14 protein-coding genes are annotated in these 15,023 nt (G+C 74.9%); 9 read left to right on the top strand and 5 right to left on the bottom strand.

Features of this window, described 5'->3' with window-relative positions; genetic code table 11:
* Positions 1–104: 104 nt before the first annotated feature.
* Entirely contained in the window at positions 105–4,751 is a 4,647-nt protein-coding gene (locus IE326_RS03905; RefSeq protein WP_190040831.1) for an Lhr family ATP-dependent helicase, read from the bottom strand.
* Between the two features lie 158 nt (positions 4,752–4,909).
* On the opposite strand from IE326_RS03905, the gene IE326_RS03900 reads away from it, so the two are divergent.
* From IE326_RS03900 to IE326_RS03890, 3 genes are read left to right on the top strand one after another with little or no spacing between them, the layout of a single operon-like run.
* Positions 4,910–5,770 (top strand): AraC family transcriptional regulator, encoded by an 861-nt coding sequence (locus IE326_RS03900; RefSeq protein WP_190040830.1) that lies wholly within the window; start codon positions 4,910–4,912, stop codon positions 5,768–5,770.
* Between the two features lie 10 nt (positions 5,771–5,780).
* Positions 5,781–6,566, top strand: a complete 786-nt coding sequence (locus IE326_RS03895) for an AzlC family ABC transporter permease (protein WP_373310157.1) — start codon at positions 5,781–5,783, stop codon at positions 6,564–6,566.
* Positions 6,563–6,880 carry an AzlD domain-containing protein gene (locus tag IE326_RS03890; protein ID WP_150236113.1) on the top strand — a complete coding sequence of 106 codons (318 nt, stop codon included), beginning with the start codon at positions 6,563–6,565 and terminating at the stop codon, positions 6,878–6,880. The genes IE326_RS03895 and IE326_RS03890 overlap by 4 nt, the downstream gene beginning before the upstream one ends.
* A gap of 54 nt (positions 6,881–6,934) precedes the next feature.
* Here IE326_RS03890 and IE326_RS03885 read toward each other — a convergent pair whose 3' ends face one another.
* A complete protein-coding gene (locus IE326_RS03885; protein WP_190040829.1) occupies positions 6,935–7,885 on the bottom strand; it encodes a hypothetical protein in 951 nt (316 codons plus the stop codon).
* A 79-nt stretch (positions 7,886–7,964) separates the two neighbouring features.
* Here IE326_RS03885 and IE326_RS03880 point away from each other — a divergent pair, with 79 nt between their 5' ends.
* The 6 genes from IE326_RS03880 (at position 7,965) to recX (ending at position 13,462) form a co-directional block, all read left to right on the top strand.
* Complete coding sequence (locus IE326_RS03880; protein WP_030757261.1) at positions 7,965–8,159, top strand: DUF3046 domain-containing protein; 195 nt, start codon at positions 7,965–7,967, stop codon at positions 8,157–8,159.
* A 261-nt stretch (positions 8,160–8,420) separates the two neighbouring features.
* The gene (locus IE326_RS03875) at positions 8,421–9,557 is read left to right on the top strand and encodes an AI-2E family transporter (protein ID WP_150236314.1); all 1,137 of its coding nucleotides are present in this window, start codon (positions 8,421–8,423) and stop codon (positions 9,555–9,557) included.
* Positions 9,558–9,892: 335 nt separating this feature from the next.
* On the top strand, positions 9,893–10,705 hold the full coding sequence (locus IE326_RS03870) for an SGNH/GDSL hydrolase family protein (RefSeq protein ID WP_190040828.1): 813 nt from the start codon (positions 9,893–9,895) through the stop codon (positions 10,703–10,705).
* A gap of 219 nt (positions 10,706–10,924) precedes the next feature.
* A complete protein-coding gene (locus tag IE326_RS03865; RefSeq protein WP_229915196.1) occupies positions 10,925–11,527 on the top strand; it encodes a hypothetical protein in 603 nt (200 codons plus the stop codon).
* Between the two features lie 227 nt (positions 11,528–11,754).
* Positions 11,755–12,891 carry a recombinase RecA gene (gene recA, locus IE326_RS03860; protein WP_190040827.1) on the top strand — a complete coding sequence of 379 codons (1,137 nt, stop codon included), beginning with the start codon at positions 11,755–11,757 and terminating at the stop codon, positions 12,889–12,891.
* A gap of 4 nt (positions 12,892–12,895) precedes the next feature.
* Positions 12,896–13,462, top strand: a complete 567-nt coding sequence (gene recX / locus IE326_RS03855) for a recombination regulator RecX (protein WP_190040826.1) — start codon at positions 12,896–12,898, stop codon at positions 13,460–13,462.
* Positions 13,463–13,752: 290 nt separating this feature from the next.
* Here the strand turns inward: recX and IE326_RS03850 are convergent, their stop codons facing one another.
* From IE326_RS03850 to IE326_RS41805, 3 genes are all read right to left on the bottom strand, one after another.
* A complete protein-coding gene (locus tag IE326_RS03850) occupies positions 13,753–14,166 on the bottom strand; it encodes a rhodanese-like domain-containing protein (RefSeq protein ID WP_190040825.1) in 414 nt (137 codons plus the stop codon).
* Positions 14,163–14,663: a cupin domain-containing protein gene (locus IE326_RS03845; protein ID WP_229915195.1), complete on the bottom strand. Its 501-nt coding sequence runs from the start codon at positions 14,661–14,663 to the stop codon at positions 14,163–14,165. The genes IE326_RS03850 and IE326_RS03845 overlap by 4 nt, the downstream gene beginning before the upstream one ends.
* Before the next feature lie 247 nt (positions 14,664–14,910).
* Entirely contained in the window at positions 14,911–14,997 is an 87-nt protein-coding gene (locus IE326_RS41805; RefSeq protein ID WP_350975135.1) for a putative leader peptide, read from the bottom strand.
* Between the last annotated feature and the right edge of the window lie 26 nt (positions 14,998–15,023).

The raw sequence follows: 15,023 nt of genomic DNA, 5'->3' as shown, positions 1-15,023 counted from the left end.
TGTCCTGCACCGGGTCGGTCTCCTCGGTGGGGTCGGTCTCCTGCGCCGGGCCCGTCCTCCGCGCAGGTCCGGTCTCCCGCGTCGGGCCCGTCTCCTCGGCGGGGTCAGGAGCGGAGCCGGAGGCCGCGTGGGGTGGCGAGGAAACCGGCTGCCTCCAGCGGGCGGGCCAGGGGCGAGGTCAGGGACGCCGTGCCGTTGATCCGCTCCACCGTGACCGTGCCCAGCGCGCCCGCCCGCGCGGCCTCGGCCAGGGCGCCGGCCGCCGCCGTCAGGGCCGGGTCGTCCGGCTCCGCCGGCCAGGACAGCACCGTCTTGCCGCCGCGCTCCACGTACAGCGTCAGCTCGCCGTCGACCAGCACCACCAGGGCGCCCGCCTTCCGGCCCGGCTTGTGACCGGCCCCGGTCGGCGGCTCCGGCCACGGCAGCGCCGCCCCGTACGCGTTCGCCGGATCGGCGGCGACCAGCACCACCGCGCGCGGACCCGCGGCCGCCTCCACGCCCCGGTCCCGCGCGGTCGACGCCGCCCGCAGCCGGTCCACGGCCCCGTCCATCGCGAACTGGGCCGCGCCCAGCCCCTCCACCACATAGCCGCGCCGGGCCTGGCCGCTGTCCTCGAAGGCGGACAGGACCCGGTAGACCGCAGAGAAACCGCCCTCGACGCCCTCGGCCGCCACCGCGCCGCGGGTCACCACCCCGTGCCGGTCCAGGAGGGTGCGGGCCAGCGCGTGCGCCCGGTGCGTCGGCTCCGGCTCCGGGGGCGGCAGCAGCGCCCACCGCCCCGAGACCGTCGGCGGGCCCGAGCGGGAGACCGGACGGGTCGCGCCCGGCGTCCCGAAACGTCCGCGCGGCACCGTGCGGCGGGCCCGGTGCGCGGTGGAGCCGGCCGTGCGGCCCGAACCGAGGAGGGCCCGCAGCGGCGCCAGCGTGTCGTTGGTGAGCCGGCCCGACCAGGCCAGGTCCCACAGGGCGTCGGCGAGCTGGGGGTCGGTGGCGTCCGGATGGGTGGTGATCCGGACCTGGTCCGCGATCTGCCGGAAGAACAGGCCGTACCCGCCCGCCAGCGCCGTCAGCACCGACTCGTGGAGCGCGGTGAGCTCCAGCGGATGCGGCGGCGGGAGCAGCAGCGGGGCCGCGTCCGCCAGATAGAGCGACACCCAGCCGTCCTTGCCCGGCAGGGAACCCGCCCCGGCCCAGACGACCTCGCCGGTGGTGGTCAGCTCGTCGAGCATCGCCGGGGAGTAGTCCCGCACCCGGGACGGCAGCACCAGCCGCTCCAGGGCCGACGCCGGCACCGGCGCGCCCTGGAGCTGCTCCACCGCCCGGGCCAGGCCGTCGATCCCGCGCAGCCCGCTGCCGCCCAGGTGCTGCCACTGGGGAAGGAAGGTGGCGAGGGCCGCCGGGGGCACCGGCTCCAGCTCGTGCCGCAGGGCCGCCAGGGAGCGGCGGCGCAGCCGGCGCAGCACGGTGGCGTCGCACCACTCCTGGCCGATGCCCGAGGGGTGGAACTCGCCCTGGACGACCCGGCCGGTCGCCGCGAGGCGCTGGAGGGCGCCGTCGGTGACGGCGCCGCCGAGCCCGAAGCGGGCGGCGACCTGCGAGGAGGTCAAGGGACCGTGGGTGCGGGCGTACCGGGCGAGGAGATCGCCCAGGGGGTCCTTGACCGGCTCGGTGAACGCCTCGGGCACGCCGACCGGCAGCGCCGTGCCGAGCGCGTCCCGCAGCCGGCCCGCGTCCTCGATCGCCGCCCAGTGCTCCGTGCCCCCGATCCGCACCTCGATCGCACGCCGGGACCGGGCCAGCTCCCGCGCCCACCCCTCCTCGGCGCCCCGCGCGGCCAGCTCCGCGCCGGTCAGCGGGCCGAGGACCCGCAGCAGGTCCGCGACGCCCTCCGGGTCCTTGATCCGCCGCTCCTCGGTGAGCCACTGGAGCTCCCGCTCCAGCTCGGCGAGGACCTCGGGGTCGAGCAGCTCGCGCAGCTCGGCCTGGCCCAGCAGCTCGGCGAGCAGCCGGGCGTCCAGGGAGAGGGCGGCCGCCCGCCGCTCGGCGAGGGGGGAGTCCCCCTCGTACAGGAACTGCGCCACGTAACCGAAGAGGAGGGAGCGGGCGAAGGGGGACGGCTCGGTGGTGGTGACCTCGACGAGGCGGACCCGGCGGGCCTCGATGTCGCCCATCAGCTCGGTCAGGCCGGGGACGTCGAAGACGTCCTGGAGGCATTCGCGGACGGTCTCCAGGACGATCGGGAAGGAGCCGAACTCGCTCGCCACCTGGAGCAGTTGGGAGGCCCGCTGCCGCTGCTGCCAGAGCGGGGTCCGCTTCCCCGGATTCCGCCTCGGCAGCAGGAGGGCCCGGGCGGCGCACTCGCGGAACCGGGAGGCGAACAGCGCGGAGCCGCCCACCTGGTCGGTGACGACCCGCGCGACCTCGTCCTTGTCGAAGACCGTGTCCGCGGCGCCGACCGGCGCCTTGTCCGCGTCGTACTCCGCGTCCGCCCGGGGGCCCGGGCCGACCGGCTCGTGGTCCAGCAGGTCGAGACCCATGTCGAGGTCCATCAGGTCGGCGTCCGGCAGGCGCAGCACGATGCCGTCGTCCGCGTGCATCACCTGCGCGTCCATGCCGTACCGCTCGGAGAGCCGGGCGCCCAGCGCCAGCGCCCACGGCGCGTGCACCTGCGCCCCGAAGGGGGAGTGGACGACGACCCGCCAGTCGCCCAGCTCGTCGCGGAACCGCTCCACCAGGATCGTGCGGTCGTCCGGCACGTGCCCGCACGCCTCGCGCTGCTCCCGCAGATACGCCAGGACGTTGTCCGCCGCCCAGGCGTCCAGGCCCGCCGAGGCCAGCCGCAGCCGGGCGTCGTCCTCGCCGAGCGCGCCCAGCTCCCGCAGGAACGCGCCCACCGCGCGGCCCAGTTCGAGGGGGCGGCCCAGCTGGTCGCCCTTCCAGAACGGCAGCCGCCCCGGCACGCCCGGCGCCGGTGACACCAGGACCCGGTCACGGGTGATGTCCTCGATCCGCCAGGAGCTGGTGCCCAGCGTGAAGACGTCGCCGACCCGCGACTCGTACACCATCTCCTCGTCCAGCTCGCCGACCCGGCCGCCGCCCCTCTTCGGGTCCGCGCCCGCGAGGAACACCCCGAACAGGCCCCGGTCCGGGATGGTGCCGCCGGAGGTGACCGCGAGCCGCTGCGCGCCCGGGCGGCCGGTGACCGTGCCCGCGATCCGGTCCCACACCACGCGCGGGCGCAGCTCGGCGAAGGCGTCCGAGGGGTAGCGGCCCGCGAGCATGTCGAGGACGCCGGTGAAGGCCGACTCCGGGAGGGAGGCGAAGGGGGCGGCCCGGCGCGCCACCGCCAGCAGGTCGTCCACCTGCCAGGTGTCGAGCGACACCATCGCGACCAGCTGCTGGGCCAGCACGTCCAGCGGGTTGGCCGGGATCCGCAGCGACTCGATGGCCCCCGACCGCATCCGCTCGGTGACCACCGCCGCCTGCACCAGGTCGCCCCGGTACTTCGGGAAGACCACGCCCGTGGAGACCGCGCCGACCTGGTGCCCGGCGCGGCCCACGCGCTGGAGGCCGGAGGCCACGGAGGGCGGTGACTCGACCTGGACGACCAGGTCGACCGCGCCCATGTCGATGCCGAGCTCCAGGCTGGAGGTGGCGACCACGGCGGGCAGCCGCCCCGCCTTCAGGTCCTCCTCGACCTGGGCGCGCTGCTCCTTCGACACCGAGCCGTGGTGGGCGCGGGCGAGCAGTGGCGGCGCGCCCTTCGCCGCACCCGACTGGGCCATGATCTCGGCGGGCGGGGCCCCTTCGGGGGCGGGCTCGCCGGTCGCCCGCTCGTAGGCGATCTCGTTCAGCCGGTTGCAGAGCCGCTCCGCGAGGCGCCGGGAGTTGGCGAAGACGATCGTGGAGCGGTGGGCCTGGACGAGGTCGGCGATCCGCTCCTCGACGTGCGGCCAGATCGACGGCCGGTCGCCGCCCTCCTTCCCCTCGGAGGCGGGGGAGCCGCCCAGCTCGCCCAGGTCCTCCACGGGCATGACGACGGAGAGGTCGAACTCCTTGCCCGACGGGGGCTGCACGATCTCCACCCGGCGGTTGGGTGAGAGGAAGCGGGCGACCTCGTCGACCGGGCGGACCGTGGCCGACAGGCCGATCCGGCGCGCGGGGCGGGCCAGCAGCTCGTCGAGCCGCTCCAGGGTGAGGGCCAGGTGCGCGCCCCGCTTGGTGCCGGCGACCGCGTGGACCTCGTCCAGGATGACCGTCTCCACCCCGGACAGCGCCTCCCGGGCGGCCGAGGTCAGCATCAGGAAGAGCGACTCGGGGGTGGTGATGAGGATGTCCGGCGGCTTGACGGCCAGCGAGCGGCGCTCGGCGGCCGGGGTGTCGCCGGAACGGATCCCGACCCGCACGTCCGGCTCGGGCAGCCCGAGCCGGACGGCCTCCTGCCGGATGCCCGTCAGGGGCGAGCGCAGATTCCGCTCCACGTCGACGGCGAGCGCCTTCAGCGGGGAGACGTAGAGCACCCGGCAGCGCTTCCTCGGCTCGGCCGGTACGGGCGAGGACGCCAGCCGGTCCAGGGAGGCGAGGAAGGCGGCCAGCGTCTTGCCCGAGCCGGTCGGCGCGACCACGAGCACGTCCGAGCCCGCGCCGATGGCCCGCCAGGCGCCCTCCTGGGCGGCGGTGGGCGCGGTGAACGCCCCGGTGAACCACCCGCGGGTGGCCGGGGAGAAGTCTTCGAGCGCGGACGTGACCATGCCCCCCATCGTGCACCCCGCCACCGACAACCGCCGGGACCTGTGGAAAACCGTGCCCGGCCCCGGACGCCCTTCGCCGGATCGGGTGAGAGGGGGCGGCCGTCCGGACCGTGAGACGGCCGGTCGTCGTCCGGCCGGGGCACGCGCAGAATGGGGGAATGGCGAGGGGCGAGAGGGCGCGGTACTGGCAGTACGCCGAGCTGCCCGGCGTCGACCTGCTGCACGCCCACTACATCCACAAGGCGTTCTCCCGGCACACCCACGAGACCTTCGTCTACGCCGCCATCACCGAGGGCGTCGAGGCCTTCCACTACAAGAACGACCTCGTCAGGGCGGGGCCGGGACAGATCGCCCTGGTGAACCCCGACACCCCGCACACCGGGCACGCGGGGGTGCCCGAGGGCTGGACCTACCGCACGATCTATCCCGACGCGGAACTCATCCGCTCCATCGCCGCCGACGTCCTCGACATCCGCGGGCCGGTCGGCTTCACCCGGCCCGTCGTCGACGATCCGTACGCCGCCCAGCTCGTCATCGGCGTCCACCGGGCCGCCGAGGAGGGCAACGCGCTCGCCGCCGACAGCCTGCTCCGCCTGGCCACCGCGCGTCTGCTGCGCAGCCACGGCGGCCAGGTGCGCCCCCTCGCGCCCCGCAGCGCGGGAGCCCGGGACGCGGCGCGGGCGCGGGCCGTCCTGGAGGAGCGGATGGAGCGGCCGCCGACCCTGGAGCGGCTCGCGGCCGACCTCGGCACCAGCCCCTTCGCCCTGCTGCGGGCCTTCCGCGCCGCGTACGGCATGCCGCCGCACACCTGGCTCACCGACGCCCGGGTGCGGCGGGCGCGGCGGCTGCTGGACGCCGGGACCCCGCCGGCCGAGGCGGCGGTCGCCGTCGGCTTCACGGACCAGCCGCACCTGAACCGGCACTTCACCCGGAGCGTCGGCGTCCCGCCGGGCGCCTACCAGCGCTCCCGGGGCGCGGGGCGCAAGAACGTACAAGACGGGCCGCCGCCCGGCCCGTAACGTCCCTGACGTGGCAGAACAGACAGCACACCCCGCCACGGGGCAGATACGTGACGACACACCCACCGGGCCCGCCGAAGGCCCCCGCGCGGCCGGAACCGGCGGTGCGCGCCGGTCCGACAGCGCCGTCGTCCGCGACGCGCTCGGCGTCGGCGTCGCCGTCGGGCTCTCCGGCTTCGCCTTCGGCGTGACCTCGGCGGGCGCCGGCCTCACCCTCCTCCAGACCTGCGCGCTCAGCCTGCTCGTCTTCACGGGCGCCTCGCAGTTCGCCCTCGTCGGCGCGCTCGCCGGGGGCGGGAACCCGTTCACGGCCGCCGCCGGCGCCTTCTTCCTCGGCACCCGCAACGCCTTCTACGGACTGCGGCTCTCCCAGCTCCTCGCCCTGCCGGGGTTCGCGAAGCCGTTCGCCGCCCAGTGGGTCATCGACGAGACCACCGCCGTCGCCCTCGCCCAGCCGGACCGCAGGTCCGCCCGGCTCGGCTTCACCGCCACCGGACTCACCCTCTACGTCCTGTGGAACCTCACCACCCTGCTCGGGGCGCTCGGCGCCGAAGCCCTCGGCGACACCGCCGCCTGGGGGCTGGACGCCGCCGGGCCCGCCGTCTTCCTCGCGCTGCTCGCCCCCATGCTGAAGACCACGACCGAGCGGGCCACCGCCGGGATCGCCGTCCTCCTCGGCCTGGGCCTGCTGCCCGTGCTCCCGGCCGGAGTCCCCGTCCTCGTCTCGGCGCTCGCCGCCCCCGCCGTCCTCTGGTTCCGGGGCAGGCGGGCACGGAAGGAGGAGACCGTCCGATGAACGGCACCCACGTCTGGCTCGCGATCGGACTCACCGTCGCCGGCTGCTACCTGGTCAAGCTGATCGGCCTGCTGGTCCCGGCGCAGACCCTGGAGCGCCCGCTGGTCCAGCGGCTCGCCGCGCTCCTCCCCGTCGCCCTGCTGGCCGCCCTCACCGCCCAGCAGACCTTCGGCACCGGGACGGACCTCGTCCTGGACGCCCGGGTCGCCGGCGTCGCCGCCGCCGCACTGGCGCTCGTCCTGCGCGCCCCCTTCCTGGTCGTCGTGGGCGCCGCCGTCGCGGTGACGGCGGGGGCACGGGCCCTGGGCGGCTGAGCCGCCCGTCCACGGATCCGCGACCCCGCCCGCGCACCCGCGCGCGGGCGGGGCTCAGCCGTCCACGGGACGCCCGTGGGCGCGCAGGGTGCGCAGGGCCTCGATCGTGACGATCGGCCGCCACTCCAGGGCCGAGCCCGGCGCCCAGGCCCGCCACCGGATCGGCCAGCCGCCGTCCTCGGCCTGCTCCGCCGCGAGGAAGTCCAGCGAGCGGGACAGCTCCTCGTCGGTGAACCAGTCGCGGGCCAGCGAGTCCGGCACGCGCGCGTAGTCGTGCGGATAGTGGTGCTCGCCGGGCGCGTACCCGTCGGCCACCGGGAAGTCCTCCGGGTGGTCCGGGTCCAGCACCGCGAGCCGCTGCTCGCGCACCAGCCGCCCCAGCCGGTCGGCCGCCGCCCGTGCCCGCGGCCGGTCCGGGGCCGAGTCGAGGAAGGCCACCGCCGCCTGCACCTCGTACGGGTGAGACTTCTCCAGCGACTCCACGGCGGTCCAGCAGAACTCGGTGGCCCGGAACAGCCAGGCGTGCCAGACCTGGTTGCGGTGGAGCACGCCGACCACCGGCCCCGTCGAGAGCAGTTCGCCGGGCGGATCGTCGACGACGGGCACGAACGGCGCCGACGGGTAGCCGCGTTGCGAGGGGTGGATCGCCGGCAGCGCCCCCTCGTGCGTGGAGACCGCCGTCAGATAGCGGCAGATCCGCTCCACCCGCAGGCCGCCGCAGCGCCCGATGGAGTCCAGGACCCGCAGCGCGTGCGCGGTGTGCAGCGGCTGGCTGACCGGCCCCCGCAGGTCCGGTTCGAGGGCGTGGCCGTAACCGCCGTCCTCGTCGAGGTACGCGCTGAGGGCCGTCTCCACCGCGTCCGCGCCGCCGCGCAGGAAGTGGTAGGCGAAACGGCGCTGTTCGAGCACCCGGGCCGTCAGCCAGACGAACCGCTCGGCACGGGCCAGCGGCGATCCGGGGGCCGCCGGGGGAGCGGGCGGGGAGGAGAGGGGTTTTTCGGCCATGTTCCGACGGTAGGGCGGAACCGCGCGGTGGCAAGCCCCGACGGCCGGGCTGCACTCTTGGGAGCGGGATACTGGAGTCATGCGGTTGACGATTTTCTGGGAACGGATGGCCGATCACTTCGGCTCCGGCTATGCCGACTCCTTCGCGCGGGACCACGTCCTGTCCGAACTGGGCGGCCGGACCGTCCACGAGGCGCTGGACTCCGGCTGGGAGGCGAAGGACGTCTGGCGGGTCGTCTGCGCCGCCATGGACGTCCCGGCCGAGAAGCGCTGACGGGCCCTTCGCCGGAGTGCTCCGGGCCGACCCGGGCGGATTGTCCGCCGGGTGCGCGAGACTTGCGGGGTGGCCCCGACTGACGACACCGAGAAGACCGCCCAGAAGACGGCGGCGCCGTCCGCCGCCGTCCTTGGAGGGACGTCCGGCGCGAGCACGCCGCCCGGCGTCCCCGCCACCGCCCCAGGCGTCCCCGCCGGCGGCCCCGGCGGGCAGCCGCCCGCCGAAGTCCCCGGCACCGGCGGGGCGTCCGGGGCGCGCATGCCCCGGTGGCTGCCCCGCGCGCTGGTCCTCGCCCTCGCCCTCTACGCCTGTTTCCAGCTCGGCAACTGGGCCTTCCACCAGCTCGTCGGCCTGCTCGTCAACATCCTCCTCGCCTTCTTCCTCGCCCTCGCCATCGAACCGGCCGTGGGCCGCATGGCGGCGCGCGGGATGCGCCGGGGCCTCGCCACCTTCCTGGTCTTCTTCGGCGTCCTGGCCGCCGGCATCGGCTTCGTCGTGCTGCTCGGCTCGATGCTCGCCGGCCAGATCGTCGACATGGTCGAGAACTTCCCCAAGTACCTCGACTCGCTCATCAAGTGGATCAACCTGACCTTCCACACCGACCTCTCCCGGGTCGAGGTCCAGGACAGCGTCCTCAACTCGGACTGGCTCCAGAAGTACGTCCAGAACAGCGCCACCGGCGTCCTCGACGTCTCCGCGACCGTCCTCGGCGGCCTGTTCCGACTGCTGACGATCTTCCTCTTCGCCTTCTACTTCGCCGCCGACGGACCCCGGCTGCGCCGTGCGCTCTGCTCCGTCCTGCCGCCCGCCCGGCAGGCCGAGGTGCTGCGCGCCTGGGAGATCGCCGTCGACAAGACCGGCGGCTACCTCTACTCCCGCGGCCTGATGGCCCTCATCTCAGGCATCGCGCACTTCGTGCTCTTCGAGATCCTGGAAGTGCCCTACGCCCCCGCACTCGCCGTCTGGGTCGGCCTGGTCTCGCAGTTCATCCCCACCATCGGCACCTATCTGGCCGGCGCCCTGCCGATGCTGATCGCCTTCACGGTGAACCCCTGGTACGCGCTGTGGGTGCTCGGCTTCGTCGTGGTCTACCAGCAGTTCGAGAACTACGTCCTCCAGCCGAAGCTCACCTCCAAGACCGTCGACATCCACCCGGCGGTGGCCTTCGGCTCGGTGATCGCGGGCACGGCGCTGCTCGGCGCGGTCGGCGCGCTGATCGCCATCCCGGCCGTGGCCACCCTCCAGGCCTTCCTCGGGGCGTACGTGAAGCGGTACGACGTCATGGACGACCCCCGGGTGCACGGCCACCGGCGGTACGGCGAGGCGGTCGTGGCGCGGCTCCAGAAGGCCCTCCACCGCGAGAAGGAGAGCCAGAGGGGCTCCGGGGACGACTGACGGCCGACGGACCGGCGGGACCGCGGGGCCAGAAGGACGAGGGGCCGGTGACGCGGCCCCGGAAGGCGTGCCGGACCCGTCCCTGGCCGGCGAGGAGCAGCGGGGTGACCAGGGGCAGCGCGGAGACGAGCGGGGCCGGCGTCCCGGGGCGGCCGCCAGCCCGGCCGGCCGGCGGCAGCGCCGCGCCCGCCCTGAGAGGCAGCCCGCCCGGCAGGACGGCGGTGAGGGCGAGCGGGTGCCAGGGTCGCCCGCTCCCCGTACGGCCCCGTCCCTCTATAGTAAAAAAGTTGAATAGTTGGCGGAGTGGGTACGGGAACGGGAGAGGTGGCCGACGGATGGGCACGCACGAGTACCGCCGGTATGTGGCCCTCGGCGACAGTCAGACCGAGGGCGTCGGCGACGGCGACGACCGGACGGGCCTGCGCGGCTGGGCCGACCGGCTCGCCGAACACCTCGCCGAGGCCGCGCCCGGGGTCGGCTACGCCAACCTCGCCGTGCGGGGCCGGCTGGCCGCCGCCGTGCGCGCGGAACAGCTGCCGGCCGCGCTCGCGCTCCGCCCCGACCTCGCCACCGTCGTCGCCGGGGTCAACGACCTGCTCCGGCCGGGCTTCGACGCCGACGAGACGGGCGGCCACCTGGAGGCCGTCTTCGCCGCCCTGACCGGCGAGGGGGTCCGGGTCGCGACCCTCACCTTCCCCGACGTCGGCCGCATCACCCCGCTGGCCCGCCCGCTCGCGCCCCGCGTGCACGCCCTCAACGACCGGATCCGGGAGGCCGCCCGCCGGCACGGCGTCGTCGTCGCGGAGACCGCCCACCACGACGTCGTCACCGACCCCCGGCTGTGGAGCGCCGACCGGCTGCACGCCTCCCCGCTCGGACACGCCCGCATCGCGGCCGCGGTCGCCGACGCGCTCGCCCTGCCGGGCAGCGACGACGCCTGGACCCGGCCGCTGCCGCCCCGCCCGGTCCCCGGCGCGCTGCGCGCCGCCGCGGGCGAGGTCGCCTGGGCGGGGTCCTTCCTCGGACCCTGGCTGCTGCGCCGGGTGCGCGGCCGGTCGTCCGGCGACGGCCGGGCCGCCAAGCGTCCCGACCTCCTGCCCGTGGACCCCGCCGGAGGGCTCGCCGGGAGCGGTGCGGCGGGGAGGTGAGGGGGCCGGGCGGCGGCAGTGAGGGCCGGGCAGGGGCTTGGAGGGCCGGGGTGGGGAGCCGTGCCGGGGGTCGACGTGCCGGGGTGTCCGGTCTGGGGTCAACGTGCCGGGCGGGTTCAGTCGTCAGAAGGTCGTTTCCGCGATCGGCCCGAACCCGTCCGATGAGCCTCCTACCGTACGGACTGACCGCGCCGACGCGGTCATACGAGGAGGAAGCCCGTGCCATCGCCCTGCGACCCCCGCTACGCCCCCGTCGGTGACGTGGACGGGGCGCTCATGGTGATCGACTCCCGGCTCAAGGCCGTCCACGACGGCAGGACCGGGACGGACACCGAACAGCAGCAGTTGTTCGACCAGCTCGTCGCCTCCCTGGACCTGAAAGGCGTCCGCGACCTGCTGGACGGCGCCTGCACGCTCGTCTTCATGTTCATGAAGTGGCTGAGGCGGGTCCACGAGGAGCACGACCGGGACGTCATCGAGTACGTGGTCCCCAGCCTGGTCGCCACGCTGCGGATGATGCCCCGCAGCGTCAGCCCCGAGGCGATCCCCACCATGGCCGGCATGGCGATCGCGGCCGGCACCGGACTGAGCCCGAACCTCTGGCGCCGGCAGTACGGCGACTGGACGCAGGAGGAGATGACCGCACTGGAGGCCACCGCCCTGCTGCTGGCGGAGCACATCAACCGGATCACCGGCGACGCCGACTTCGCCACCCGGCTGATCGGCGACGCGCTGAACCGCGCCGACCGGGAGCCGGGCGCGGGGGCCGCGGAGGCGGCCGGCGAGGGGTTCGGCCCCGGCTGGGGCGAGGGCGTCGAGTAGGGCGCGGGGGCAGGGGAGGGAAGGGCGGGGAGGTTGTCCACAGGGGGGCGCGTGGCGCGCTTGACACAAAAATCGAACATCTATTCTCATGAAGGTTCCGGCCCCTGGAATCGCGGGCGACTCGGCGAGTTGTCCACAGGTCGGAGGGACGCGAGGGCCCATTGTCAGTGGCAGGGGTTAGCGTCTTTCACATGAAGCGATCGACTCAAGCACCCCGGGTGGAACCCATGGCAGGAACCGACCGCGAGAAGGCGCTCGACGCCGCACTCGCACAGATTGAACGCCAATTCGGCAAGGGCGCCGTGATGCGCATGGGCGACCGCACCCAGGAGCCGATCGAGGTGATCCCCACCGGATCGACCGCCCTCGACGTCGCCCTCGGTGTCGGCGGCCTGCCGCGCGGCCGTGTCGTGGAGATCTACGGCCCGGAGTCCTCCGGCAAGACGACCCTGACCCTGCACGCCGTGGCCAACGCGCAGAAGGCCGGCGGACAGGTCGCCTTCGTCGACGCCGAGCACGCCCTCGACCCCGAGTACGCCCGCAAGCTGGGCGTCGACATCGACAACCTCATCCTGTCCCAGCCGGACAACGGCGAGCAGGCCCTCGAGATCGTCGACATGCTGGTGCGCTCCGGCGCCCTCGACCTCATCGTCATCGACTCCGTCGCGGCGCTCGTGCCGCGCGCGGAGATCGAGGGCGAGATGGGCGACTCCCACGTGGGTCTCCAGGCCCGCCTGATGAGCCAGGCCCTCCGGAAGATCACCAGCGCCCTCAACCAGTCCAAGACCACCGCGATCTTCATCAACCAGCTCCGCGAGAAGATCGGCGTGATGTTCGGCTCGCCGGAGACCACGACCGGTGGCCGCGCGCTCAAGTTCTACGCCTCGGTGCGCATCGACATCCGCCGCATCGAGACCCTCAAGGACGGCACGGAGGCGGTCGGCAACCGCACCCGCTGCAAGGTCGTGAAGAACAAGGTCGCGCCTCCGTTCAAGCAGGCCGAGTTCGACATCCTCTACGGCCAGGGCATCAGCCGCGAGGGTGGTCTGATCGACATGGGCGTCGAGCACGGCTTCGTCCGCAAGGCCGGCGCCTGGTACACGTACGAGGGCGACCAGCTCGGCCAGGGCAAGGAGAACGCCCGCAACTTCCTCAAGGACAACCCCGACCTCGCCAACGAGATCGAGAGGAAGATCAAGGAGAAGCTGGGCGTCGGCGTCCGTCCCGAGGCCGCGAAGGCCGAAGCGGACACCGACGCGGCGGCCCCGGCGGACGCGGCCGCTGCCGCGGACGACGCCAAGGCCGTCCCGGCCACGGCGGCCAAGACCGCCAAGGCGACCAAGGCCACCGCGGCCAAGAGCTGAACCGGTGACCGGTCGCACCGAATGGCCGGGTGACAGCCCCGACTCGTCGAGGGCCGAGAAGGAGCTGTCACCCCAGGACCCGGCCGAGCGGGCGCGGGCGATCTGCCTGCGCCTGCTCACCGGGACCCCCCGCACGCGCAAGCAGCTGGCCGACGCCCTGCGCAAGCGGGAGATTCCCGACGACGTCGCCGAGGAGGTCCTCGCCCGCTTCGAGGACGTGGGCCTCATCGACGACGCCGCCTTCGCGGGCGCCTGGGTGGAGTCCCGGCACCACGGGCGCGGCCTCGCCCGCCGGGCCCTCGCCCGCGAGCTGCGGACCAAGGGCGTCGACCCCGGCCTCGTCCAGGAGGCCGTCGACAGACTGGACTCCGAGCAGGAGGAGGCCACCGCACGCGAACTGGTGGAGCGCAAGCTCCGCGCCACCCGCGGTCTCGAACGCGACCGCCGCCTCAGACGCCTCGCGGGCATGCTCGCCCGCAAGGGATACCCGGAGGGCATGGCCCTGCGGGTGGTGCGCCGGGCGCTGGAAGAAGAGGGCGAGTCCACCGACGGCCTGGAGGACGGCTACTGAGAGCCGGGTGCCCGGTGCCGAGCCCGAGCCCGAGGGACGCTGCCGGCGCTCCCCGGGAGCCTTGCGCCCGGGGAGCGGGGAAGTCCTCGCAGCGATGTGGGGAGTTCCCGGAATAGGTGCGGGGGAGCTCCGGAACAGACCCAGGGGAGCCCCGGGCCTGGCCCGGGGAGCCGTTCCGGCTGGGCCGGTCGTTCCGGCCGGTCCGCTCCGCCCGGCGTCAGAGGCGCGAGCGGCCGGTTCGTCCCGGCCGGGGGCAGACCACGCGAGCGGCCGGTTCGTCCCGGCCGGGGTCAGATGCGCGGGCGGCCGGTGGGGAGCAGGACCGGGAGGCCCGCCGCCTTCCACGCCTGGAAACCTCCGATCAGGTCCGTCGTGCGGTGCAGGCCCAGGCGGCGCAGGGACTCCGCCGCCAGCGAGGAGGCGTACCCCTCGTTGCAGAACACCACCACCCGCAGGTCGTGCCCGGTCGCCCGCGGGGACCGGTGACTGCCCAGCGGGTCGAGCCGCCACTCCAGCTCGTTCCGCTCCACCACCAGCGCGCCCGGGACCAGGCCGTCCCGCTCCCGCAGGGCCGCGTAACGGATGTCGACCAGGAGCGCCCCACCCGCCTCGTACTCCTCGTACGCGCCACGGGCGTCGATCCGGTCGAGGCCGGACCGCACCCGCTCCAGGAGTTCGTCGATGCCGACGCGCTCCCCGCTCACTGCCAGTCCTCCGGGCGCTCGACCTGCTCCAGCCGGAGCACCGGGCCGGTCCGGCTGAAGCGGCGGATCAGCGGGAGCGGCGGGTAGTAGGCGTGCACCGAGACCGCGTGGGTGTCGGGGGAGGGGTTCAGCACCTCGTGGAGGTGGTCGCGGCCGAAGGCACGGCCGTCGCCGGGGCCGAGCCGGCGGGAGCGGTCGAGGCCCTCGGCCAGCTCCAGGGTCTTCCAGCCGCCCGCCGGGAGGCGGACGGAGAGGGCGTGTTCGGTCAGGCTGCCGCGGGCGGTGACGAAGGCGCCGAAGGACTCGGCGTGGTCGTGCCAGCCGGTGCCGGTGCCGGGCGGCCAGCCGATGAGCCACGCCTCACTGCCGCCGGGGCCGTCCAGGCGCACCCAGGTGCGGCCCTCCGGGTCGAGCGGCAGGGAGTCGACGAGGGCCCGGTCGGCGGCGGTGCGGCGGGCGAAGTCGAGCAGCTCGGCCGCCGTCGGCGGACCGGTCACCGCCCGGGCGGAGGGGAGTGGGGAGGCGGGGGCGGGGGAGGGGGCGGGAGACGCGGGGGAAGAGGGCGCGGAGGAAAGGGGCGCGGGGGGAGGGGTGACAGAAGTCGCGGGCACGGGTGACCGTCCTGGAATCGCCGGGTGCGCGCCGCGCGGCGGACCGGCGGGAGCCCGAGGGGACGCCGGGGACACCGTGCCGGACGGAGGTCCGGGACGGGCGGGGCGGGCGCGCGGGGAAAGGGGAGCGAGTTCAGCGGGACGGGCGACACACGCAGCCCGCGTAGCGGATCAGGTCCATGTGGACCCTCCGCCACAGGCGTACATCGGTGTCGGTCACGTTCCGGAGTACACCACGCGCGCCCG

Source organism: Streptomyces filamentosus, assembly GCF_014654895.1.
In the GTDB taxonomy this organism is placed as follows: domain Bacteria; phylum Actinomycetota; class Actinomycetes; order Streptomycetales; family Streptomycetaceae; genus Streptomyces; species Streptomyces filamentosus.
The sequence above is the reverse complement of the archived record's forward strand: the minus strand, read 5'-3'. Positions and strand labels throughout refer to the sequence as shown.